Source organism: Mycobacterium sp. (assembly GCF_965230835.1).
Lineage (GTDB): Bacteria > Actinomycetota > Actinomycetes > Mycobacteriales > Mycobacteriaceae > Mycobacterium.
Genome location: NZ_CBDDLW010000002.1, coordinates 4,862,490 through 4,883,404, shown reverse-complemented (window position 1 = coordinate 4,883,404; position 20,915 = coordinate 4,862,490). Strand labels below are relative to the sequence as shown.

General features: G+C 63.7%; 23 protein-coding genes. 17 read left to right on the top strand and 6 right to left on the bottom strand.

The window, feature by feature from the left end; all coding sequences use genetic code 11:
• The first annotated feature begins 19 nt into the window (after positions 1 to 19).
• The 3 genes from ACO07W_RS22250 to ACO07W_RS22240 all read left to right on the top strand — a co-directional run bounded on the left by ACO07W_RS22250 (position 20) and on the right by ACO07W_RS22240 (position 3,044).
• Positions 20 to 817, top strand: a complete 798-nt coding sequence (locus ACO07W_RS22250; RefSeq protein ID WP_421845715.1) for a 3'(2'),5'-bisphosphate nucleotidase CysQ — start codon at positions 20 to 22, stop codon at positions 815 to 817.
• A gap of 82 nt (positions 818 to 899) precedes the next feature.
• The gene (gene mshC, locus ACO07W_RS22245; protein ID WP_421845714.1) at positions 900 to 2,135 is read left to right on the top strand and encodes a cysteine--1-D-myo-inosityl 2-amino-2-deoxy-alpha-D-glucopyranoside ligase; all 1,236 of its coding nucleotides are present in this window, start codon (positions 900 to 902) and stop codon (positions 2,133 to 2,135) included.
• A 24-nt stretch (positions 2,136 to 2,159) separates the two neighbouring features.
• Complete coding sequence (locus ACO07W_RS22240; protein WP_421845713.1) at positions 2,160 to 3,044, top strand: SDR family oxidoreductase; 885 nt, start codon at positions 2,160 to 2,162, stop codon at positions 3,042 to 3,044.
• 10 nt (positions 3,045 to 3,054) lie between these two features.
• Here the strand turns inward: ACO07W_RS22240 and ACO07W_RS22235 are convergent, their stop codons facing one another.
• A complete protein-coding gene (locus ACO07W_RS22235) occupies positions 3,055 to 3,930 on the bottom strand; it encodes a PAC2 family protein (RefSeq protein WP_421845712.1) in 876 nt (291 codons plus the stop codon).
• A 108-nt stretch (positions 3,931 to 4,038) separates the two neighbouring features.
• On the bottom strand, positions 4,039 to 4,818 hold the full coding sequence (locus tag ACO07W_RS22230) for an enoyl-CoA hydratase/isomerase family protein (RefSeq protein ID WP_421845710.1): 780 nt from the start codon (positions 4,816 to 4,818) through the stop codon (positions 4,039 to 4,041).
• 63 nt (positions 4,819 to 4,881) lie between these two features.
• On the opposite strand from ACO07W_RS22230, the gene ACO07W_RS22225 reads away from it, so the two are divergent.
• The 3 genes from ACO07W_RS22225 to ACO07W_RS22215 all read left to right on the top strand — a co-directional run bounded on the left by ACO07W_RS22225 (position 4,882) and on the right by ACO07W_RS22215 (position 6,587).
• A complete protein-coding gene (locus ACO07W_RS22225; RefSeq protein ID WP_421845709.1) occupies positions 4,882 to 5,163 on the top strand; it encodes a phosphoribosyl-ATP diphosphatase in 282 nt (93 codons plus the stop codon).
• A gap of 2 nt (positions 5,164 to 5,165) precedes the next feature.
• On the top strand, positions 5,166 to 6,020 hold the full coding sequence (gene hisG, locus ACO07W_RS22220) for an ATP phosphoribosyltransferase (protein ID WP_421846171.1): 855 nt from the start codon (positions 5,166 to 5,168) through the stop codon (positions 6,018 to 6,020).
• Positions 6,021 to 6,104: 84 nt separating this feature from the next.
• The gene (locus tag ACO07W_RS22215) at positions 6,105 to 6,587 is read left to right on the top strand and encodes a glycine zipper 2TM domain-containing protein (RefSeq protein WP_421845708.1); all 483 of its coding nucleotides are present in this window, start codon (positions 6,105 to 6,107) and stop codon (positions 6,585 to 6,587) included.
• Positions 6,588 to 6,634: 47 nt separating this feature from the next.
• Here ACO07W_RS22215 and ACO07W_RS22210 read toward each other — a convergent pair whose 3' ends face one another.
• The gene (locus ACO07W_RS22210) at positions 6,635 to 7,438 is read right to left on the bottom strand and encodes a thioesterase family protein (protein WP_421845707.1); all 804 of its coding nucleotides are present in this window, start codon (positions 7,436 to 7,438) and stop codon (positions 6,635 to 6,637) included.
• Positions 7,435 to 8,310 (bottom strand): RecB family exonuclease, encoded by an 876-nt coding sequence (locus ACO07W_RS22205; protein WP_421845706.1) that lies wholly within the window; start codon positions 8,308 to 8,310, stop codon positions 7,435 to 7,437. The genes ACO07W_RS22210 and ACO07W_RS22205 overlap by 4 nt, the downstream gene beginning before the upstream one ends.
• A 73-nt stretch (positions 8,311 to 8,383) precedes the next feature.
• Here ACO07W_RS22205 and trmI point away from each other — a divergent pair, with 73 nt between their 5' ends.
• On the top strand, positions 8,384 to 9,262 hold the full coding sequence (gene trmI, locus ACO07W_RS22200) for a tRNA (adenine(58)-N(1))-methyltransferase TrmI (protein ID WP_421845705.1): 879 nt from the start codon (positions 8,384 to 8,386) through the stop codon (positions 9,260 to 9,262).
• On the opposite strand, the gene ACO07W_RS22195 is transcribed toward trmI, so the two are convergent.
• Entirely contained in the window at positions 9,263 to 9,556 is a 294-nt protein-coding gene (locus ACO07W_RS22195; protein WP_421845704.1) for a DUF503 domain-containing protein, read from the bottom strand.
• A gap of 11 nt (positions 9,557 to 9,567) precedes the next feature.
• Complete coding sequence (locus ACO07W_RS22190; RefSeq protein ID WP_421845703.1) at positions 9,568 to 10,149, bottom strand: hypothetical protein; 582 nt, start codon at positions 10,147 to 10,149, stop codon at positions 9,568 to 9,570.
• A gap of 319 nt (positions 10,150 to 10,468) precedes the next feature.
• Between ACO07W_RS22190 and arc the strand changes: the two genes are divergently transcribed.
• The 10 genes from arc to tatC all read left to right on the top strand — a co-directional run bounded on the left by arc (position 10,469) and on the right by tatC (position 20,912).
• Positions 10,469 to 12,298 (top strand): proteasome ATPase, encoded by a 1,830-nt coding sequence (gene arc / locus ACO07W_RS22185; RefSeq protein WP_421845702.1) that lies wholly within the window; start codon positions 10,469 to 10,471, stop codon positions 12,296 to 12,298.
• A 210-nt stretch (positions 12,299 to 12,508) separates the two neighbouring features.
• Positions 12,509 to 14,005, top strand: coding sequence for a pup deamidase/depupylase (gene dop / locus ACO07W_RS22180; RefSeq protein ID WP_421845701.1), 1,497 nt, complete (start codon positions 12,509 to 12,511; stop codon positions 14,003 to 14,005).
• Positions 14,006 to 14,129: 124 nt separating this feature from the next.
• Positions 14,130 to 14,324 carry a ubiquitin-like protein Pup gene (locus ACO07W_RS22175; RefSeq protein WP_421845700.1) on the top strand — a complete coding sequence of 65 codons (195 nt, stop codon included), beginning with the start codon at positions 14,130 to 14,132 and terminating at the stop codon, positions 14,322 to 14,324.
• Positions 14,321 to 15,208 carry a proteasome subunit beta gene (prcB, locus tag ACO07W_RS22170; protein WP_421845699.1) on the top strand — a complete coding sequence of 296 codons (888 nt, stop codon included), beginning with the start codon at positions 14,321 to 14,323 and terminating at the stop codon, positions 15,206 to 15,208. The genes ACO07W_RS22175 and prcB overlap by 4 nt, the downstream gene beginning before the upstream one ends.
• Positions 15,205 to 15,957 carry a proteasome subunit alpha gene (gene prcA, locus ACO07W_RS22165; RefSeq protein ID WP_421845698.1) on the top strand — a complete coding sequence of 251 codons (753 nt, stop codon included), beginning with the start codon at positions 15,205 to 15,207 and terminating at the stop codon, positions 15,955 to 15,957. Before prcB ends, prcA begins: the two co-directional genes overlap by 4 nt.
• Before the next feature lie 64 nt (positions 15,958 to 16,021).
• Complete coding sequence (pafA, locus tag ACO07W_RS22160; RefSeq protein WP_421845697.1) at positions 16,022 to 17,380, top strand: Pup--protein ligase; 1,359 nt, start codon at positions 16,022 to 16,024, stop codon at positions 17,378 to 17,380.
• A gap of 17 nt (positions 17,381 to 17,397) precedes the next feature.
• A complete protein-coding gene (locus ACO07W_RS22155) occupies positions 17,398 to 18,384 on the top strand; it encodes a helix-turn-helix transcriptional regulator (protein WP_421845696.1) in 987 nt (328 codons plus the stop codon).
• Positions 18,385 to 18,542: 158 nt separating this feature from the next.
• The gene (locus tag ACO07W_RS22150; RefSeq protein WP_421845695.1) at positions 18,543 to 19,505 is read left to right on the top strand and encodes a helix-turn-helix transcriptional regulator; all 963 of its coding nucleotides are present in this window, start codon (positions 18,543 to 18,545) and stop codon (positions 19,503 to 19,505) included.
• Between the two features lie 144 nt (positions 19,506 to 19,649).
• The gene (gene tatA / locus ACO07W_RS22145; RefSeq protein WP_421846170.1) at positions 19,650 to 19,916 is read left to right on the top strand and encodes a Sec-independent protein translocase subunit TatA; all 267 of its coding nucleotides are present in this window, start codon (positions 19,650 to 19,652) and stop codon (positions 19,914 to 19,916) included.
• Positions 19,917 to 19,961: 45 nt separating this feature from the next.
• Complete coding sequence (gene tatC / locus ACO07W_RS22140) at positions 19,962 to 20,912, top strand: twin-arginine translocase subunit TatC (RefSeq protein ID WP_421845694.1); 951 nt, start codon at positions 19,962 to 19,964, stop codon at positions 20,910 to 20,912.
• The last annotated feature ends 3 nt before the right edge of the window (positions 20,913 to 20,915 follow it).

Here is a 20,915-nt window from a genome sequence, read left to right as displayed (position 1 = left end):
GTTCAGCGATACTGAAGCGGTGGCTGACGCACATGATCTGACGGACGAAGTGACAGACGCCGCGCTGGCTGCCGACCTTGCCATCGACGCTGGGAAACTTCTGCTGGCGGTGCGTGACGAAGTCGGTTTCGACGATCCGAGGGCGCTCGGCCGCGCCGGTGACAGTCGGGCGAACAAACTTCTCATGCGGCGATTGCGGGCTGAACGGCCAAACGACGCAGTACTCAGTGAAGAAGCCCATGACGATCTGGATCGACTTCAGTCCGACCGGGTGTGGATCATCGACCCGCTGGACGGTACTCGTGAATTCTCGACACGGGGCCGTGACGACTGGGCGGTACACATTGCGCTATGGCAACGTGGGACCAACGGTCAGCCGTGTATCACCGATGCTGCGGTTTCGTTGCCGGCTCGCGGAAACATCGTGTATCGCACCGACACGGTGACTGCCGCGCGCGGGCCCACCGACGCTTCCAGAGCGCTGCGGGTTGCTGTCAGCGCCTCCCGGCCACCGGCGGTCCTGCACCTGATAAGCCAGGCGGTACCCATTGAAGCAGTGCCGATCGGTTCAGCCGGGGCCAAGGCGATGGCTGTGATTGACGGCTACGTTGACGCTTACCTGCACGCTGGCGGTCAATGGGAATGGGATTCGGCCGCGCCGGCCGGGGTGGTGCTGGCCGCAGGCATGCATGCATCGCGCCTGGACGGCTCCCCACTGATGTACAACCAACCCGACCCCTACCTGCCTGACCTGCTGATGTGTCGCGCCGAGGTATCGCCGATTCTGCTTGGCGCTATCCGGCAGATGTGGGGCTAGTCGGCTGTTCCGGCGCGCTCACGGGGCACCCTCGCGTCAGGCCGTTCCGGCCGGCATCGGAGTCGGGCCTAGAGTCGAGTGCATGCTGTCGTGGTCGCCTGCGCCGGTTCCGGCGTTGCCGGGGCGTGGCCCGGAATTGAGGTTGTATGACACCGCGGACCGGCAAGTGCGTCCATTGGCGCTCGGGCCGATTGCCACCATGTATGTCTGCGGGGTCACGCCATACGACGCGACTCACCTGGGCCACGCCGCCACGTATCTCGCGTTCGACCTGATACATCGATTGCTGCTGCACCTTGGACACAATGTGCGCTACGTGCAGAACGTTACTGATGTCGACGATCCGTTGTTCGAGCGTGCGGACCGCGACGGGGTCGACTGGCGTGATCTCGCCGAACGCGAGGTTGGCCTGTTCAGGTCGGACATGGCCGCATTGCGGGTACTGCCGCCGCACGACTACGTCGGGGCGACCGAGGCGATCCCGGAAATTATCGAACTTGTCGAAAAGATGCTTGCCTCTGGGGCGGCCTACGTCGTCGACGCGGACTATCAGGACATCTACTTCCGCGCGGATGCCACGCCGCAGTTTGGTTACGAGTCGGGCTACGACCGCGCCACTATGTTGCATCTCTTCGAGCAGCGCGGCGGCGATCCGCATCGGCCCGGCAAGATCGATGAGCTCGACGCTTTGCTGTGGCGCGCGGCACGGCCGGGGGAGCCCCAATGGCCGTCGCCGTTCGGGCCGGGCCGCCCCGGCTGGCATGTCGAATGCGCGGCCATCGCGCTCAGTCGTCTCGGCAGCGGCATAGACATTCAGGGTGGCGGCAGCGATCTGATATTTCCGCATCATGAGTTCACCGCGGCACACGCCGAGTCTGTCAGCGGCGACCGGCGATTCGCCCGCCACTATGTGCACGCCGGAATGATCGGCTGGGACGGGCACAAAATGTCCAAGAGCCGCGGCAACCTGGTGCTGGTGTCGAAGCTGCTCGCCCAAGGCGTCGAGCCGTCGGTGGTGCGGTTGGGTCTGCTGGCGGGGCATTACCGTGCGGACCGATATTGGGGCAAGCCCGTGCTCGACGAAGCGAGCGCACGGTTGCAACGCTGGCGTTCCGCGACCGTGCTATCCGCGGGTCCCGACGCCGCCGACGCGATAGCCCGGGTACGCACGTACCTGGCCGACGACCTCGACACGCCCAAGGCGATTGCCGCGATAGATGGTTGGACCACCGATGCCCTGGAGTACGGCGGGCACGACACCCAGGCGCCAAGATTGATGGAAACGACAATCGATGCGCTTTTGGGTGTGGACCTGTAATCGCGGCGGCGGTACGTTTCGGCCATGACTTGGCTGCAGGGCAACGTTGCATTTGTCACAGGTGCTGCGCGGGGAATCGGGGCTGAGGTCGCCCGCCTGCTGCACGCCAGGGGCGCCAAACTTGTGCTGACCGATCTCGACGAAGCGGAGCTGGCTGCAGTCGGTGCCGAATTTGGCGACGACCGGGTACTAACTGTGGTCGCTGACGTGCGCGACTTATCCGCTATGCAAGCTGCTGCCGATAAGGCCGTTGAGCGGTTCGGCCGGATAGACGTCGTCGTTGCCAACGCCGGCATTGCTAGCTACGGATCGGTGTTGCAGGTCGACCCCGAGGCGTTCAAACGGGTCGGCGATGTCAACATGCTGGGTGTCTTTCATACGGTGCGGGCTACCTTGCCCGCGGTGATCGACAGCCGAGGTTATGTGTTGATCGTCTCCTCGCTGGCCGCGTTCACCGGGGCACCGGGGCTGGCGGCGTACCACGCATCGAAGGCCGGCGTCGAGATGCTCGCCAATGTGCTGCGGTTGGAAACCGCCCACCATGGTGTCAGCGTCGGCTCGGCGCACATGTCCTGGATCGACACCGCCTTGGTTCGCGACGCCAAGTCCGACCTGCCGTCATTCGGCAAGCTACTGACGAGGCTGCCGTGGCCGTTGAATAAGACCACTTCGGTTGACGAGTGCGCGGAGGCCTTTGTCAAGGGCATCGAGCGGCGTCGACGTCGGGTGTATTGCCCTGGCTGGGTTGGCTTGTTCCGCTGGGTCAAGCCAGTGTTGGCCACCCGGATCGGCGAATTCCCGGTCCTGCGGTCTGCTGCAGGGATACTGCCTGGCATGGACGCCGAGGTGGTGGCGCTGGGGCGTTCCACCAGCGCCTACACCCAAAGCCTGGAGCGGCCCAGCCAGTAGTGGCGCAGAGTCAGCGTCCGTACCCCGGGCGACGGCGCAGATAACGCTCGAACTCCGCGGCCAGCGCGTCGCCGTCGATCTTGCCGAGCGCATCGTTAATGTCGACCGCGGCGTCGCCGTGTTGCTCGAGCGACTGCACGTAGTCGGCCAATTCTTCATCCTCTGCTGTCATTTCTGTGATCTCCGACTCCCAGGCTTCGGCTTGTGCCGGTAGGTCGGCTAGTGGCACCGCGAGGTCCAAGACGTCTTCAACGCGGCGCAGCAGCGCCACGGTGGCTTTGGGATTCGGTGGGTGCGACACATAGTGCGGCACCGCGGCCCAGAACGTCACAGCCGGGATACCGGCTGCCACGCAGGCGTATTGAAACACCCCGGTAATGCCAGTCGGACCCTCGTAGCGGGCTTCCTCGAGGCCGAATAGCTTCGCCGATTCGGGGGAGTAGGCCGCGCCCGTGACCGGCACCGGCCGAGTATGAGGCGTGTCGGCCAGCAGCGCCCCGAGAATCACCACGGTTTCGGTATTGAGCTTTCCCACGATGGCCAGCAGCTCATCGGTAAATGTCCGCCAGCGCATATTCGGCTCGACTCCGTAGATCAACACGATGTCGCGGTCGCTGTCCGGTGGACGGCAGTATGAGATCTGCGTTGCCGGCCATGCCAGCTCCCGTGCGACCCCATCTATCTGACGAATGACTGGGCGATTCACCTGGTAGTCGTAGTAGGCCTCGTCGTCGATCTCCACGATCGGTAGGGCATCCCAACTGGTCGCCAGGTGCGCCACCGCGTCGCTGGCCGCGTCACCCGCATCGTTCCAGCCCTCGAATGCCGCGACGACGACGGTATTTTGCAGTCGAGGCAGCGTTTCGCCAGGATCTCGAGGAGTCACAGGAATTAGCGTACGGCCTGGCCGGCGCTAGGCCGCATGGATAGTGGTGGACCGGCAGATGGTCAACGTCTACGGGAAACCTTCGTAGCTCGGGTGCGTGCGGGTGTGTCAGCCGCGCCCCAAGCCGTTTAGGTAGGCAGTCGCCGCGGCGCGCGACTCCGGGTCCTGCAACGCGGTGACCAGTGCATCGGCGTCGCTCCAGGCCCGGCCAGGACCGACCATCGATTCTGTCACCGCGTTTGTGTGCTGTTTGGTGGCAGTTAGGGGCAACGCCGGCTTGCTCGCCAACATGGCTACCATTTCGTCGACTGCGCCAGCCAGGTCCTGTTCGGTGACCACCTTGTTCAGAAAGCCTGCGGTAAGGGCTTCTGCCGCCCCAAACGGGCGGCAGGTCATCACGAGTTCTTTGGTCCGAGCCGGGCCGATTTCTCGCACCAGTCGCGGTATTCCTCCCCAGGCAAGGGGGATCCCCAAGTCGATCTCGGGGATCGAGAAGCGGGTGTCGGCGGCGGCGATGCGCAAGTCGCAGGCCGCGGCGAGGACCAGGCCACCCCCGATGCAGTGACCATGGATGCCAGCGACCGTCACGGCGCGCATCGCCTCGATCGCATCAGCCATCCGTCGTCCGGCATCGGCGGCTTCTCGCGGGTTCACCGCCGCACCGCGGGTATTGGGGGCGAACGACGCAAGGTCGGCGCCGGCACTGAAGGCCCGACCGTTGCCGGAAACCACCACCACCTTCACGCTGGGCAGGGTGTCGAGGTGGCGGGCGGCCGAAACCAATTCGTTCAACGTGGTGGTGCTGAGCGGGTTCAGCTTGTCCGGCCGGTTCAGGGTGATATCGCCGCGAGGGCCGTCCACTCTGACCTCGATCTCAGAGAGTGCCATGCCTCACTCTACAAACGCCACAACCAGGCGGGCTGAAACTGCCGTGACTTTGCACGTCGATGCGTGACAGAATCGCTGGCCGTGAAGACCTTCGAGGATCTGTTTGCCGAACTCGGTGAGCGCGCCCGTAGCCGGCCCGATGGCAGCGCCACCGTAGCCGCGCTTGATGCGGGGATACACACAGTGGGCAAGAAGATTCTGGAGGAGGCCGGTGAGGTGTGGTTAGCAGCCGAGCACGAACCTGACGACGCACTGGCCGGGGAGATCAGCCAGCTGCTGTATTGGACCCAAGTGTTAATGATTTCCCGTGGATTATCCCTTGATGACGTCTATCGGAAGCTGTGACGATGCTGCGGGTCGCGGTTCCTAACAAAGGTGCGTTGAGTGAACCGGCAGTCGAGATCCTGACGGAAGCCGGGTATCGGCGCCGCACCGATCCCAAAGACCTGACCGTCATCGATCCGGTCAACAACGTCGAATTTTTCTTCTTGCGGCCCAAGGACATAGCTATCTACGTCGGATCGGGAGAGCTCGACTTTGGAATCACCGGACGCGACTTGGTTAGCGATTCCAGTGCGCCGGTGCGGGAACGTTTAGCGCTGGGTTTCGGATCTTCCAGCTTCCGCTACGCCGGCCCCCGAGATCGCGACTGGACAACGGCTGACCTGGCCGGCAAACGGATAGCCACCGCGTACCCGAATCTGGTTCGCAAAGATTTGGCCGCCAGAGGTATCGACGCAACGGTCATCAGACTCGATGGTGCCGTGGAGATTTCGGTTCAACTCGGGGTCGCCGACGCCATCGCGGATGTGGTGGGGTCTGGGCGCACCCTGAGCCTGCATGACCTGGTGGCCTTCGGTGAGCCGCTATGCGATTCCGAGGCGGTGCTCATCGAGCGGGCTGTTCAAGATGGCAGCGGCCGGAGTGAGGCGCGTGATCAGCTGGTCGCCCGGGTGCAGGGTGTGGTTTTCGGCCAGCAGTATCTGATGCTCGACTACGACTGCCCGCGGTCGGCGCTGCAGAAAGCGACGGCGATCACGCCTGGACTCGAGTCGCCGACTATCGCCCCGCTTGCGGACCCGGATTGGGTCGCGATCCGGGCGTTGGTGCCCCGTCGGGGTGTGAACGCTTTGATGGACGACCTCGCCGCGATCGGTGCCAAAGCGATCCTCGCATCCGACATCAGGTTCTGCCGATTCTGATCCAGTAGCAGGTGTTCCGGGTCGGCGCTGTGTTAGCGTCCCGGTAGCGTTGCCAGGCTGATCTTGTGTCCCGAAGGGATCGCAATGACGCAAGTCCTTGTGCTGCTGCTGGCACTGTTGATTGGTGTTGTTGCTGGGTTGCGCTCAGTGACCGCTCCGGCCGTAGTTGCCTGGGCCGCCTTTCTGGACTGGATTAACTTGCACGGAACCTGGGCATCTTGGGTGGGCGACATCGTGACGGTTGCGTTGGTCAGCACCTTTGCGGTTGCCGAACTCGTCGGCGACAAACTATCCCGGACGCCGCCGCGCACCGCGACGCCGGTCTTCTTGGTTCGGATCATCTTGGGCGGGTTCGCCGGCGCCGTCATCGGCACCGCGTGGGGATACCGGTGGGGGGCACTTGGCGCCGGCGTAATCGGCGCTGTGTTGGGCACGGTGATTGGTTTTCAGGCCCGGCGCAGGCTGGTCGCTGCTCGCGGCGGCCATGACCTGCCAATCGCCTTGCTAGAGGATATGGTTGCGGTCCTGGGCGGCTTCGCTATCGTCGCCGCGGCAGCCGTGTTGTGACCAAGAATTGCGGGGCATCGCGGGCGCCGCGGCTCGCCGCCATGAGACTAGGTGAGTTGTCTACGCTGGACCAGGATGGTCTGGGCCGATGTCCCCAAGAACCCGGCTCTGTCGAAAACCTCTGCTGTGGTCACCCCGATGCCGTCCGGTCCCACAGACGCGCGAGCGCGCAGCGCGAAGTCGGTGCCCGTCGGCAGCCGGTGCAGGTGCACCACTGTGTCGGTATTCATGAAGATGAACTCGCTTGGGTCGAGGATCGCACCCACTCCGTTGGCGCAGTCCACGATGGCGGCAAGACGCTGCAGTCCCGATGTCGTTTCGGTATCGACGACATGCCCCAGCGGGCTGAACCAGGACACCGCGGCGGATTGCTCGTCGGTGAGTTGCGGCCGCCAGCTGAGCGCGTCGAAATAGCCGCCAGCGTTGGCGAAGACCGCCGGAATCGGTTCGGCCGGCCCTTCTGCCAAAGGAGAGTAGCGGTCGGTGGCCGCGTCCGAGCTGTCGGAGACTGCCAGGAGCCACGCGGTGACCCGGGCTAACGTACGGGCGGGTTCGTGAACAGGATCGGCGAGCATCTCCGCGACCATCATGGCGATGCGTGCACCGGGACGCTCCACCCAGGCCCGAACGCGTACCGGCGCCACGGGAATTGGCCCGAGTATGTCGAGGCTGAGTCTGCCGATCCGCAGGCCTGATCCCGCCGACAGTTCTTCGATCAGTTTGGTCAGCAGCGCCAGCGGGGGTGATCCATGCTGAATTTCGGGGGCCCAGTTGCTTCGGGTGTAGTCAGTTGCGCTGAACCTCTGATGGTCACCGTCGCTGGGGAGGCGTCGGTAGAAACAAATTGTCACGCTGCCGGCTCGGTCGGACGCGCGGCACCTGGGTGATCGGGCCACCCCGGGTAGGGCGGCGGCGTCCCTCCGAAAGCTGGGCAGTGCGCCTGATGCGGGCACCATCCGCACAGTCGTGATGGGCTGGCGCGGAAATCGCCTGTTGCGCCTGCGGATTGGATCGCCCGCCAGATTGCCATTAACGTCTTTTCGAAGCGCAGCAGCTCGTCTTGCTCCGGCGAATAGTCCAGCAGCTGTCCGTCGGCCAGATAGATGAGCCGCAGCCGGGCGGGCAGCACACCGCGTGAACGGAAAAGTGCCACCGCGTAGAACTTCATTTGGAACATTGCCTTGAACTCGGCCTGCGCCCGGCTGGCCGGCGGCGCCTTGCCCGTTTTGTAGTCGACTACTCGCAGTTCACCCGTGGCGGCGACGTCAATCCGGTCGATATATCCACGCAGCAACGTGCCATCGGCAAGTTCCACCTCCACACGCTGCTCACAGCCGTCTGGGTCGAAGCGGGTTGGGTCCTCGAGTCGGTAGTAGCCAGACAGTAGCGCGCGGGCATCTTCGAGTAGTCGGGACCGCTGTTCGCCGTCCAGTTCGTCTGCCAGATCGGGATCGTCAGCAATCAGCTGGTCCCAGGCGGGCTCCACCAGCGACCTGGCGGTGTCGGGATCCCGGCGCGGCGCGGGCAGACTGTAAAGCTGCTCAAGTGCGGCATGCACCACCGACCCACGTAGCTGTGCCGCTGACGGTGCCTCGGGCAAACGGTCGATCGCGCGGAAACGGTACAACAAAGGGCACTGTTTGAAATCCGCGGCCCGCGACGGTGACAGAGCTAACCGTGGTGTGCGTGCATCCGGTTGGTGCGGCGACGGCGAGTCGGTCATTCCCGCAGCCTAGGCCGGGGCCCAGACAACCCCGGGCACCGGCCGCGGCGCGTCGGCTGGCACGCTAGGTGCCGTGTCAGCAACCGGCCCGTTCACCGCCGGCGAACGCGTCCAGCTCACCGACGCCAAGGGTCGCCATTACACGATCTCTCTTACTCCCGGCAGCGAGTTCCACACCCACCGCGGTTCGATTGCACACGATGCGCTGATCGGGTTGGAGCAAGGCAGCGTCGTCGAATCAAGCAACGGCGCCGCATTCCTGGTGCTGCGTCCGCTGTTGGTCGACTACGTGATGTCGATGCCCCGCGGACCGCAGGTGATCTACCCCAAGGACGCTGCTCAGATCGTGCACGAGGGCGATATCTTTCCCGGCGCTCGCGTGCTGGAAGCGGGAGCTGGATCTGGCGCGCTGACCTGCTCTCTGCTGCGGGCGGTCGGGCCGCACGGGCAGGTGATCTCCTACGAACAGCGTCCAGAGCATGCCGAACACGCACGTCGCAATGTGGCTAATTTCTATGAGGTTCGCCAGAGCGAAGACGGCCGAGGCGATCGAGGCCAGCTGCCGGAGAACTGGCAGCTCGTCATCGGTGACGTCGCCGACTCTGAGCTGTCGGACGGGACATTCGACCGGGCAGTGCTGGACATGCTGGCGCCCTGGGAGGTGCTGAACGCGGTATCACGGCTGGTGGTCGCCGGCGGCGTGTTGGTCGTTTACGTGGCTACCGTGACTCAGCTGTCCAAGGTCGTGGAGGCGCTGCGGGCCCAAAAGTGCTGGACCGAACCGCGGGCGTGGGAGACGATGCAGCGCGGTTGGAATGTCGTTGGGCTGGCTGTCCGCCCGCAGCATTCGATGCGCGGGCACACCGCCTTTCTCGTGGCGACTCGCCGGTTGGCGCCTGGCGCTGTTGCCCCGGCGCCGTTGGGGCGTAAGCGCCCAGGACGCGATGGCTAGTTAGTCATCGCTACGACGCAGCTCTCGGTGCACGGACAGCAGCTCCAGTTCGGGACGTGCGGCTACCAAGCGCTCGGCCGCGTCCATAACATCGACGGCGTGGCTGCGATCGCCGGAGACCACCGACAATCCGATGCCAGCTCTACGATGCAGATCCTGTGCACCGGTCTCAGCGACTGACACGTTGAACTTGCGCTGCAGTTCGGCGACAACGGGACGGATTATCGAGCGCTTCTGCTTGAGCGATCGCACGTCGCCGAGTAAGACGTCGAACTCTAGCCAGCCGATCCACATTCGGTGGGCTCTCAGCCCCCCGACGTAGGAGCTGGTTCTGGCGTCGGCTTGGGCTCCGGGGCCGGTGCAAGCGTCGACGTCTCCTCGGAACTTCCCAGGGCCAAGAGCATTTCGGCCGTCCGCCGGGTCAACTGCCAGCCTCCGTGGAAAGGTGTGAACTCCATCGGGAAAGCGAATCCGTTGTCATCGGGCCGAGAAGTGGTCACATTGATGCTCGCTATCACATCGGACGAGTTCTTGTCCGACCATTCGATGTTGGTTGCAGCGAAGGTCACGGGCAAGTAGCCGCTGTCCCGCATCGCGGTGGTGAAGCTGTCTAGGACGGCGGCGCTCTCCGGGCTGGTGCCTTCGATGAGGGTGACTTTCTCGACGCCTGGTACGCCCGGGTCCGCGAGCCGGGACAGCACGTCGGTCAGGGTTTCGGGTGCCGGTAGGGGAGCCGTGAGGGGAGCCGAAACGGTGCTTGGAGTAGCGGACGGCACCGGGGAGGCAGCCGACGGCGGACTTGTTGGGTCCCCCCCGGAGCACCCGACAACCCCAAGCGCCGCCACTACCGTGGCGGCGCCCAGGACTGCGCGCGTGTGTCCGTTCATCCAGTGATGAGCCAGGCTATGCGCCCGCGCCTACTTCCTTGGGTAGCTCTTTCACCGAAGCACATGAGATCGGCCGGCCGCGTCTCTCGGCGGTGGCCGCTACCCTTGTGGCTAGGGATTTCACGGTTGCGGAGGTCCTTTCAGGGCTCTCTCGAGGCTCTTGCGTGGTCCCTTCGAGTGGCCCGCCTCGAGGCAGAGATTACCAGCGAGACCGAAAATGTTACGTCTCGTCGGCATTTGACTCCGCACATATTGCGCCGATCGCCGGTAGCGTTGGTGTATCCGCAGCGTCGGTCGGTGAGCGGGGAAGGAGCGCAACATGGGTGAGTCAGAGCGTTCTGAAGCATTCGGTACCCCTGGTGATATCCCGCTGTCCAGTGACGATGCTGCCGAACTGGAGCAGCTGCGGCGCGAAGCCGCGATGCTGCGCGAGCAGCTTGAGACCGCGGCCGGGCAGGAGAGCCCGGCCCGCGCTACCCGCGATGTGCACCAACTCGAAGCCCGCATCGACTCGCTTGCAGCCCGCAATTCGAAATTAATGGAAACTCTTAAAGAAGCGCGTCAGCAACTGTTGGCGCTGCGCGAGGAAGTTGACCGGTTGGGTCAACCGCCCAGCGGCTACGGTGTCCTTCTGTTTGCTCACGACGATGAAACCGTCGACGTGTTCACCTCTGGGCGCAAGATGCGGCTGACCTGCTCGCCGAATATTGACGCCGCGTCATTGCGTAAGGGGCAAACGGTCCGGCTCAACGAAGCGCTGACCGTCGTCGAAGCCGGCGCGTATGAGTCGGTCGGTGAGATATCCACCTTGCGCGAGGTTTTGGGCGACGGCCACCGGGCCCTTGTCGTGGGCCACGCCGACGAGGAACGCATCGTCTGGCTGGCCGAGCCGCTGGTCGCCGACGATTTGCCGGATGGTGTCCCTGACGCGCTCAACGACGACACCCGGCCCCGCAAGCTGAGGCCCGGTGACTCGTTGCTGGTTGATACCAAAGCCGGCTATGCCTTCGAGCGCATCCCGAAGGCCGAGGTCGAAGATTTGGTGCTAGAAGAGGTGCCCGATGTCAGCTACCAAGACATTGGCGGGTTGACTCGCCAAATCGAGCAAATCCGCGACGCTGTCGAGCTGCCATTCCTGCACAAGGAGCTATACCGGGAGTACGCTCTGCGCCCGCCCAAGGGTGTGCTGCTCTATGGCCCGCCCGGCTGCGGCAAGACGCTGATCGCCAAAGCAGTGGCCAACTCGTTGGCGAAGAAGATGGCCGAGGTCCGCGGCGACGACGCCCGCGAGGCGAAGTCGTACTTCCTCAACATCAAAGGCCCGGAGTTGCTGAACAAGTTCGTCGGCGAGACCGAGCGTCACATTCGGCTGATATTCCAGCGAGCCCGCGAGAAGGCGTCGGAAGGTACGCCAGTGATCGTGTTCTTCGACGAGATGGACTCGATATTCCGCACTCGGGGCACTGGGGTGTCGTCAGATGTCGAAACCACCGTGGTCCCGCAGCTACTGAGCGAGATCGACGGGGTGGAGGGACTGGAGAACGTCATCGTGATCGGCGCCTCCAATCGTGAGGACATGATCGATCCTGCGATATTGCGGCCCGGGCGCCTCGACGTCAAGATCAAGATCGAGCGGCCGGACGCAGAAGCGGCCCAGGACATCTACTCGAAGTACCTGACCGAGTCGTTGCCGGTACATGCCGACGATCTCGCCGAGTTCGACAGCGACCGGTCTGCTTGCATCAAAGCGATGATCGAGAAAGTCGTCGACCGGATGTACGCCGAGATCGACGACAACCGGTTCTTGGAGGTCACCTACGCCAACGGTGACAAGGAGGTCATGTACTTCAAGGACTTCAACTCCGGGGCGATGATCCAAAACGTTGTCGACCGGGCCAAGAAGAACGCCATCAAATCAGTGCTTGAGACCGGGCAACAGGGACTGCGCATTCAGCATCTGCTCGACTCGATCGTCGACGAGTTCGCTGAGAACGAAGACTTGCCCAACACCACCAACCCTGATGACTGGGCGCGGATTTCGGGTAAGAAGGGCGAGCGTATCGTCTATATTCGCACTCTGGTCACCGGCAAGAGTTCCAGCGCGAGCCGGGCTATCGACACCGAATCCAACCTTGGCCAATATCTCTAGGACTCGGCGGTGTGTGATCCGCAGGATCAACGGCCTGCAACGGCGTAGCGTTTTAAAGATCCAGTTTTCGGACGCGGCTCACTGGAGTGCGGGTCGCCAGCGCGGTGCCCGATAGAGTCGGGTGGCAGTTGACCGTCGTTGCGGCGACGCCGGATTCCGGCTCGGTGGCCGGCGGATGCTCGTATCTTCGCCACGCCTAGGCTGCAGGGCATGCAACGGATCATCGGGACAGAGGTCGAGTACGGCATTTCATCGCCGTCGGACTCGACTGCCAACCCGATCCTCACCTCGACCCAGGCGGTGTTGGCTTATGCTGCTGCCGCCGGAATTCAGCGCGCCAAGCGCACCCGCTGGGATTACGAAGTCGAATCGCCGCTGCGGGATGCCCGTGGCTTCGACCTGAGCCGGGCAGCTGGCCCCCCTCCGGTAGTCGATGCCGATGAGGTCGGTGCGGCCAACATGATTTTGACGAACGGGGCGCGGCTGTATGTCGACCACGCTCACCCGGAGTATTCCGCGCCCGAGTGCACCGACCCGCTCGACGCGGTGATTTGGGACAAGGCCGGCGAGCGCGTGATGGAGGCGGCTGCCCGCCACGTCGCCAGTGTGCCGGGAGCCGCGAAGCTGCAGCTGTACAAGAACAACGTCGACGGCAAAGGCGCGTCGTACGGGTCACATGAGAACTATCTGATGTCGCGGCAGACGCCGTTCTCAGCCATCATCGCCGGGTTGACCCCTTTTCTGGTGTCACGGCAGGTGGTGACGGGTTCGGGGCGGGTTGGTATCGGGCCTTCTGGTGAGGAGTCCGGCTTCCAGCTGTCCCAGCGTGCCGACTACATCGAGGTCGAGGTTGGTTTAGAGACGACGCTGAAACGCGGCATCATCAACACACGTGACGAACCGCACGCCGACGCCGACCGATACCGGCGGCTGCACGTCATCATCGGCGACGCCAACCTTGCCGAGACGTCGACCTACCTAAAACTGGGTGCCACGGCGCTGGTGCTCGATGTGATCGAGGAAGGCATCGACCTGTCCGACCTGGCCTTGGCGCGGCCCGTGCACGCGGTCCACGCGATCAGCCGCGATCCGTCGCTGCGAGCGACTGTGGCCCTTGTCGATGGTCGCGAACTAACCGGTCTTGCGCTGCAACGGATCTACCTCGATCGGGTGGCTAAGCTTGTCGACAGTCGCGACCCCGATCCCCGGGCAGCTGACCTTGTGGAGACCTGGGCGAATGTGCTTGACCAGCTTGAGCGTGACCCGATGGACTGCGCCGAGTTGCTCGACTGGCCGGCAAAGCTGCGGCTGCTTGAGGGGTTCCGGCATCGGGAGAACCTGAATTGGTCCGCTCCCCGATTGCACCTCGTTGATCTGCAGTATTCCGATGTCAGGCTTGATAAAGGGCTCTACAACCGACTTGTTGCCCGCGGCTCGATGAAGCGGCTGGTCGCCGAGTCCGAGGTACTCGCTGCGGTACAGAATCCGCCGACTGATACTCGTGCGTACTTTCGCGGCGAATGCCTGCGTAGGTTCGGCGCTGATATCGCTGCGGCCAGCTGGGACTCGGTGATTTTCGACTTGGGCGGCGATTCGCTGGTTCGTATTCCGACCCTGGAGCCGCTGCGGGGCAGCAAGGCACATGTCGGGGCGTTGTTGGATTCGGTGGATAGCGCCGCCGAACTGGTGGAACAACTCACCAACTGAGGTGTGTCGCAATCGCATGTGCGCCCAGGCAATGTCGGGGGTGACCGGTAGGGTGGAGAGACCAGCGAGCAAGTGACACGCACCCGCGGCCTTCGGAAAGGCCCAGACGAAGCAGGAGGCGGCGATGGCTCAGGAGCAAACCAAACGTGGCGGTGGCGGCGGCGATGATGATGATTTCGCCGACAGCACCGCCGCTGGCCAGGAGCGTCGCGAAAAGCTGACCGAGGAGACCGACGATCTGCTCGATGAGATCGACGATGTCCTTGAAGAGAACGCCGAAGACTTCGTCCGTGCATACGTCCAAAAGGGCGGACAGTGATCTGGCCGTTACCTAACCGCCTGACCGCCAACTCGCCGCTTTCTGGAGCCCCTGCCGTAGACCTGTCTTCCTTCGCCGATTTTCTCCGCCGCCAAGCGCCGGAGTTGCTTCCGGCGAGCATCGGCGGTGGCGCCCAGCCTGGCGGTGCCGATGATCAGCTGCCGCATGGCACGACTATCGTCGCGCTGAAGTACCCCGGCGGAGTCGTTATCGCCGGAGATCGGCGCGCTACGCAGGGCAACATGATCGCGGGCCGCGACGTGCGCAAGGTGTACATCACCGACGACTACACGGCCACTGGCATCGCGGGGACCGCGGCGGTCGCTGTTGAGTTCGCTCGTCTTTACGCGGTCGAACTTGAACACTACGAGAAGCTCGAAGGTGTGCCGCTCACGTTTGCGGGCAAGGTCAACAGGCTTGCCATCATGGTGCGCGGCAACCTGGCGGCGGCGATGCAGGGCCTGGTAGCGCTACCTTTGCTGGTGGGCTATGACATCCAAGCCTCCGACTCGGAATCCGCGGGCCGCATCGTCTCGTTTGACGCCGCCGGGGGCTGGAACATCGAGGAAGAGGGCTACCAGTCGGTGGGGTCGGGGTCTATTTTCGCCAAGTCGTCGATGAAGAAGTTGTATTCGCAGGTCACCAACGCTGATTCCGCGCTACGTGTGGCCGTGGAGGCGCTCTACGACGCCGCTGACGATGATTCGGCCACCGGCGGGCCGGATCTGGTCCGGGGGATCTATCCGACGGCGGTCACCATCGGGGTCGACGGAGCAGCCGATGTGCCCGAGAGCCGTATCGCCGAAGTAGCTCGCGGAGTCATCGAATCCCGATCACGCGATGACGCCGTTGGCTCCAACGCGAATCGGCGGGTTGAGAAGTGAGCTTTCCGTATTTCATCTCACCTGAGCAGGCGATGCGTGAGCGCAGTGAGCTCGCGCGTAAGGGCATCGCACGTGGACGCAGCGTGGTGGTCCTGGCCTACGCCGGAGGCGTGCTGTTCGTCGCCGAGAATCCCTCGCGGTCGCTGCAGAAGATCAGCGAACTCTACGATCGGGTCGGCTTCGCGGCGGCGGGCAAGTTCAACGAATTCGACAACCTGCGCCGCGGCGGGATCCAGTTCGCCGACACCCGCGGCTATGCATACGACCGTCGAGATGTCACTGGGCGGCAGTTGGCCAACGTCTACGCGCAAACCTTGGGCAGCATCTTCACCGAGCAGGCCAAGCCCTACGAGGTCGAGTTGTGTGTCGCCGAGGTCGCGCACCACGGCGAGACGAAACCCCCCGAGCTCTACCGGATCACCTACGACGGGTCGATAGCCGACGAGCCGCATTTCGTTGTGATGGGTGGTACCACGGAGCCGATCACGAGTGCCCTCAAAGAGTCCTATACCGAGAATGCCGGTTTGACCGACGCCGTGCGTATCGCGGTGCAGGCGCTGCGGGCGGGCAGCGCCGATACGTCGGGCAATGGTCAGCCGGCTCTGGGCGGGGCCAGTCTAGAAGTGGCAATTCTCGAGGCTGACCGGCCGCGACGAGCGTTTCGGCGCATCACCGGCGGCGCGCTCGAAACGCTGCTGCAGGAAATGGATTCGGCCAGCGCGGACGCCGACGGTGAGTCGTCGGATTAAGTTGTCGGTGCCTACTCGGAGCCGCTGAACCCAAACCGGTCGGACAACAAGTACGCTCAATCACGTGCAGCGGCGAATCATGGGCATCGAGACCGAGTTCGGTGTCACCTGCACTTTTCACGGTCATCGGCGCCTGTCGCCGGACGAGGTAGCCCGTTACCTATTCCGACGAGTGGTGTCTTGGGGTCGCAGTTCCAACGTCTTTCTACGCAACGGAGCGCGTCTCTACCTTGATGTGGGTAGCCATCCCGAGTACGCGACCGCGGAATGCGACAGCCTGGTGCAGCTGGTGACCCATGACCGGGCCGGCGAATGGGTGCTGGAAGATCTGCTCGTCGATGCCGAGCAGCGCCTCGCCGACGAGGGCATCGGTGGCGATATCTACCTGTTCAAGAACAACACCGACTCTGCAGGCAACTCCTACGGCTGCCACGAGAATTACCTGATCGTGCGGGCCGGAGAATTCTCCCGAATCTCCGACGTGCTGTTGCCGTTCTTGGTGACGCGGCAGCTGATCTGCGGCGCGGGAAAAGTGCTGCAGACGCCGAAGGCCGCCACGTTTTGCCTTTCCCAGCGCGCCGAGCACATCTGGGAGGGCGTTTCGTCCGCAACCACTCGGTCCCGGCCAATTATCAACACTCGCGACGAGCCGCACGCCGATGCCGAAAAGTATCGGCGGCTGCATGTCATCGTGGGCGACTCCAATATGTGCGAAACCAGCACCATGCTGAAGGTAGGCACCGCGGCGCTGGTGTTGGAGATGGTCGAAGCGGGGGTTGCGTTTCGCGACTTCTCGTTGGACAACCCGATTCGTGCAATCCGCGAGGTCAGCCACGACATCACTGGTCGCCGGCCGGTGCGGCTGGCCGGCGGGCGTCAGGCCAGCGCGCTGGACATCCAGCGTGAGTACTACACCCGCGCCGTCGAGCATCTTCAGACCCGCGAGCCCAATGCGCAGATCGAGCAAGTCGTTGATCTATGGGGCCGTCAGCTCGATGCCGTTGAGAGCCAGGATTTCGCCAAGGTGGACACCGAGATTGATTGGGTGATTAAACGCAAGCTGTTCCAGCGTTACCAGGACCGCTACGACATGGAGTTGTCGGACCCGAAAATCGCGCAGCTGGATTTGGCCTACCACGACATCAAGCGCGGTCGCGGCGTATTCGATCTGCTGCAACGGAAGGGCTTAGCGGCCCGCGTCACCACCGATGACGACATCGGTGCGGCTGTGGACAATCCACCACAGACCACGCGCGCCAGGCTGCGCGGCGAGTTCATCCGCGCAGCGCAGGCCGCAGGGCGCGATTTCACCGTTGACTGGGTACATCTCAAGCTCAACGACCAAGCTCAGCGCACTGTCTTGTGTAAGGACCCGTTCCGGGCAGTCGATGAGCGCGTCAAACGGTTGATCGCGAGTATGTAGCCACTACCCTGCTACGGGTGGCGATCTCGAAAGTCGAACGGCTGGTCAATCTTGTCATCGCCCTGCTGTCCACCCGTGGCTACATCACCGCCGAAAAGATCAGGTCCAGTGTGGCCGGCTATGCCGACAGTCCTAGTTTTGAGGCGTTCTCGCGGATGTTCGAGCGCGACAAAAACGAGCTGCGTGACCTGGGTATCCCGCTTGAGACTGGAAAGGTCTCCAACTTGGACCCCGCTGAGGGCTATCGCATCAACCGCGACGTTTATGCATTGCCGGCGGTTGAGCTGACCGCCGACGAAGCCGCAGCGGTTGCGGTCGCTACCCGGTTGTGGGAGTCCCATGAGTTGGTTACCGCGACCCACGGCGCGTTACTTAAGCTGAGGGCGGCCGGCGTTGACGTCGACCCCGACGCCCCAGTGACTATCGCCTCGCCAACCGGCGTGGCCGGACTGCGTGGGTCCGAGGATGTCCTGGGAATTCTGTTGTCTGCTGTCGATTCGCGGCAGGCTGTGCAGTTCCCCCACCGGTCCTCCCGCGCCGAGCCATACACCACCCGGACGGTCGAACCGTGGGGAGTGGTCACCGAAAAGGGGCGCTGGTATCTGGTCGGCCACGACCGCGACCGCGGCGCTACCCGGATATTTCGGTTGTCGCGGATCGGTACGCAGGTGACGCCGATCGGTCCGGTCGACGCGATCGACGTGCCCGATGGTGTTGATTTGCGCAAGATCGTGGCGCAGAAGGTCACCGAAGCCCCGACTGGGGTGCAGGCCACTGTGTGGGTGGCTCGCGGGCGCGGTACCGCGCTGCGGCGCGCCGGGCGGTTGGTCGGACCTCGAAATGTCGCGGGCCGGGACGGCGAGGTGATCGAGCTCGATATCGGGTCAAGCGATCGATTGACGCGTGACATCACCGGCTACGGCGCCGATGTGATCGTGCTGGAGCCGGTGTCGTTGCGTGAAGAGGTCTTGGCTCGGTTGCGTGCGCGGGAGGAGCGGCGCTGATGGCTCGCGTTGGCGACGATGCAGAGCGAAGCGATGAGGAGGAGCGGCGCTGATGGCTCGCGTTGGCGACGATGCAGAGCGAAGCGATGAGGAGGAGCGGCGCTGATGGCTCGCGTTGGCGACGATGCAGAGCGAAGCGATGAGGAGGAGCGGCGCTGATGGGCCCCGTGTCGTCGAGGTTGGTGCGGCTGCTCAACATGGTGCCGTACTTCCAAGCTAACCCGCGGATCACCCGAGCGGAGGCCGCCGTTGATCTTGGCGTGTCGGCCAAGCAGCTAGAACAAGACCTCAATCAGCTGTGGATGTGCGGACTGCCCGGTTACGGCCCGGGCGATCTTATCGACTTCCAGTTCTCGGGCGATACCGTCGAGGTGACGTTCTCGGCGGGTATCGACCGCGCGCTCAAGCTCACCTCTCCCGAGGCCACCGGTCTGCTGGTGGCGCTGCGAGCTCTGGCCGACATCCCCGGCGTGGTTGATCCGCAGGCGGCGCGCAGCGCGATCGCCAAGATCGCGGCGGCAGCCGGGGCGGTCGGGCACGATGACACTGCGTCAGCCGTCGACGAACCCGCACCCGTTGAGAGCCGGGCGGCGGCCATGGTGCGTTCGGCGGTGCATGACAAACGTGCACTGAGTATCGACTACTACGCCGCGTCGCATGACACCCTCACCGCCCGGACGGTTGACCCCATCCGGGTATTGCTCATCGGCGGTCACAGCTACTTGGAGGCTTGGTCGCGCGAGGCCGAAGGCGTTCGGTTGTTTCGTTTCGACCGGATTGTCGACGCCACCGAGCTTGGCGAGCCAGCCATGCCGCCGGAACCGTTGCTGCAGGCGCCACCGGACACGTCGCTGTTCGATGGCGATCCGTCATTGCCGTCGGCCACGCTGCTGGTGGCACCGTCGGCGTCGTGGATGTTCGAGTACTACCCGATGCGCGAGCTGCGCGAGCTGCCTGGGGGTTCTTATGAGATGGCCATGACTTATGCCTCCGAGGACTGGATGACGCGCTTAGTGCTTGGCTTCGGGTCGGCCGTGCAGGTACTGGAGCCGGAGTCGCTCGCGCAGCGGGTGCGCGATGCCGCCGCCGCGGCCTTGCGTGCCTACCAGGCATTGAGCTGATGGCGAACACCGGCCTTGATTGCGGCACCGCGCCTGGACCGCGACGATCTGGGCGGTACGGCGCGCGGCGCGGGTACCGTGCGCTTTTCGGAGAGACCTGCCTTGGCTGCGGTAACATCGAGTGAACGTCTGGAGGTAATCAAAGTGGGCAGTCTTAGTCCGTGGCACTGGGCGATCCTCGCTGTCGTGGTGATCGTGCTGTTCGGTGCCAAGAAGCTCCCTGACGCGGCGCGCTCTTTGGGCAAGTCGCTACGGATTTTCAAATCCGAAGTGCGTGAAATGCAAAACGAGGGCAAGTCTGAAGCTTCTGCCCTGGACTCTCGCACTGAAACCCCTACTCCGGTGCAGTCCCAGCGGGTCGATCCGGCGGCGGCTTCAGATCAAGGTCACCCCGAGACGCGGCCGGCCTAGCCGGGTCGCTGCACTGTCGTACGGCAGCGTCATTGACCAAACGTGGTGAACGGTTCCCGGGCCTCAGAACGCCTTGCTGGCCTAATCACACGACTCAACCCTCGGCGGAGGCGTAGTCGCGCCAATCCCGACGGGACGATGTCCCTGGTTGACCATTTGACCGAGCTTCGTACCCGGCTCTTGATCTCGCTTGGCGCGATTCTGATTACCACGATTTTTGGGTTCCTCTGGTACTCGCATTCAATCTTTGGCCTGGATAGCCTCGGCGAGTGGTTGCGGCATCCGTACTGCGCGCTGCCGCAGTCCGCGCGCGCCGACATCAGCGCCGACGGAGAATGCCGGTTGTTGGCCACCGCGCCGTTCGACCAATTCATGCTGCGGCTCAAAGTCGGGGTTGCGGCCGGGATCGTGCTGGCCTGTCCGGTGTGGTTCTACCAGCTTTGGGCGTTCATTACCCCCGGCCTCTATAAGAAGGAGCGCCGCTTCGCGGTGGCGTTCGTCATTCCCGCGGCAGTGCTTTTCGTCAGCGGCGCCGTGCTGGCCTATCTGGTGTTGGCGAAGGCGCTGGGCTTCTTGCTGACTGTCGGCAGCGATGTGCAAGTGACCGCGCTATCCGGCGACAAATACTTCGGCTTCCTGTTGAACCTGTTGGTGGTGTTCGGGATCAGTTTTGAGTTTCCCCTGCTGATCGTCATGCTCAACCTGGCGGGTCTGTTGTCCTATGAGCGGCTCAAGTCCTGGCGGCGCGGTTTGATCTTCGCGATGTTTGTGTTCGCGGCGGTGTTCACTCCCGGATCAGACCCGTTTTCGATGACGGCTCTGGGCCTGGCGCTGACGGTGTTGCTCGAGTTCGCCATTCAGGTTGCGCGGCTGCATGACAGGCGAAAAGCGAAGCGGGAAGAACCGATCTCCGATGACGAAGCGTCGGTAATCGACCCGCCTGCGCCGGTGTCGGCACCGACGGTCGTTGGCAGACCTCATGACGACATCACGTAGACG

Coding starts and splice junctions, on each gene's coding strand:
- ACO07W_RS22230 (WP_421845710.1), bottom strand. CDS start 4,818: ATGGCACTCTCTGAGATCGAGGTCAGAGTGGACGGCCCTCGCGGCGAT.
- ACO07W_RS22205 (WP_421845706.1), bottom strand. CDS start 8,310: ATGACCGACTCGCCGTCGCCGCACCAACCGGATGCACGCACACCACGG.
- ACO07W_RS22175 (WP_421845700.1), top strand. CDS start 14,130: ATGGCTCAGGAGCAAACCAAACGTGGCGGTGGCGGCGGCGATGATGAT.
- ACO07W_RS22190 (WP_421845703.1), bottom strand. CDS start 10,149: ATGAACGGACACACGCGCGCAGTCCTGGGCGCCGCCACGGTAGTGGCG.
- ACO07W_RS22215 (WP_421845708.1), top strand. CDS start 6,105: ATGACGCAAGTCCTTGTGCTGCTGCTGGCACTGTTGATTGGTGTTGTT.
- hisG (WP_421846171.1), top strand. CDS start 5,166: ATGCTGCGGGTCGCGGTTCCTAACAAAGGTGCGTTGAGTGAACCGGCA.
- dop (WP_421845701.1), top strand. CDS start 12,509: ATGCAACGGATCATCGGGACAGAGGTCGAGTACGGCATTTCATCGCCG.
- mshC (WP_421845714.1), top strand. CDS start 900: ATGCTGTCGTGGTCGCCTGCGCCGGTTCCGGCGTTGCCGGGGCGTGGC.
- ACO07W_RS22195 (WP_421845704.1), bottom strand. CDS start 9,556: ATGTGGATCGGCTGGCTAGAGTTCGACGTCTTACTCGGCGACGTGCGA.
- ACO07W_RS22150 (WP_421845695.1), top strand. CDS start 18,543: ATGGGCCCCGTGTCGTCGAGGTTGGTGCGGCTGCTCAACATGGTGCCG.
- ACO07W_RS22240 (WP_421845713.1), top strand. CDS start 2,160: ATGACTTGGCTGCAGGGCAACGTTGCATTTGTCACAGGTGCTGCGCGG.
- arc (WP_421845702.1), top strand. CDS start 10,469: ATGGGTGAGTCAGAGCGTTCTGAAGCATTCGGTACCCCTGGTGATATC.